Annotated in this window: 2 protein-coding genes; one reads left to right on the forward strand and one right to left on the reverse strand. The window is 58.1% G+C overall.

Annotated features, from left to right (window positions below):
• Positions 1-502: glutathione S-transferase family protein (locus AC1DH9_RS30050; protein WP_477809440.1), on the reverse strand; the 502-nt coding region annotated here is incomplete at its 3' end.
• Positions 503-628: 126 nt separating this feature from the next.
• On the opposite strand from AC1DH9_RS30050, the gene AC1DH9_RS30055 reads away from it, so the two are divergent.
• The coding region (locus AC1DH9_RS30055; protein ID WP_477809441.1) for a hypothetical protein at positions 629-829 on the forward strand (201 nt) is incomplete at its 3' end.

Below are 829 nucleotides of genomic sequence, written 5' to 3' on the forward strand. Positions count from 1 at the left end.
CTGCGCAGGCCAGGCTGACGCTGTACAGGAAGTACAGGTCCGCCACGCTCAGGGTTGCGCCCGCTACATACGGCGCGAACTTGCCGTGACGTCCCAGCGACGCAAATCCCAGCAGCAGCTCGGCCCTGGCTTTTTCCTTGATCGCTTCCGGCACCGGCATGCCGAAAAAGGCCTCGCCGAAACAGGCACGAGCCGGCAGCTCGATGTACAGCTCGATTTCCTTGGCCAGCGCCAGAACCTGGGCCCGCTCGAACGGTGTTTTGGGCAGAAGCGCAGGACCCGATTGCGTGTCTTCGAGGTACTGAAGAATCACGCTGGTCTCGTTGACGAACCCTTGCTCGACACCCAACACCGGAACCTTGCCGCGCGGGCTGATGGCCAGCGCCTCAGGGCTTTGCCCGGCGTAAAACGCTACTTCCTCAAAGGGCAGGCCCTTTTCCAGCAACGCATGTTTGACCATGTTGTAGTAGTTGCTGACGGAAAATCCATAAAGCTTGAGCATCACATAGCCTCCAGGCCGTGCAGGGGGGTTGGCAGCGACTGTTATAGAACGTCGGGAGCACTCTCGCCAGCAGCATCACACGGCTGAATGCAGGTAAACTGGCGACCTTTCCTTTTGGAGCCTGCCATGAGCGAGCCTAGCGATATCGACAACGACGAAGAAGAATTCGCCGAAACCACCCTGATCGAAGCCATCGAAAACCAGATCGAAAGCGACAACCCGCCAGCCGCCAAGGCGACGTTCAACAAACTGACCCTGGTCGGTTACGAGCGTGAAGAAATCCTGCAATTGATGGCTCACGTTCTGGCCATTGAAATTGACGCACTC

The sequence above is a fragment of the Pseudomonas sp. 05T35 genome (genome assembly GCF_056396605.1).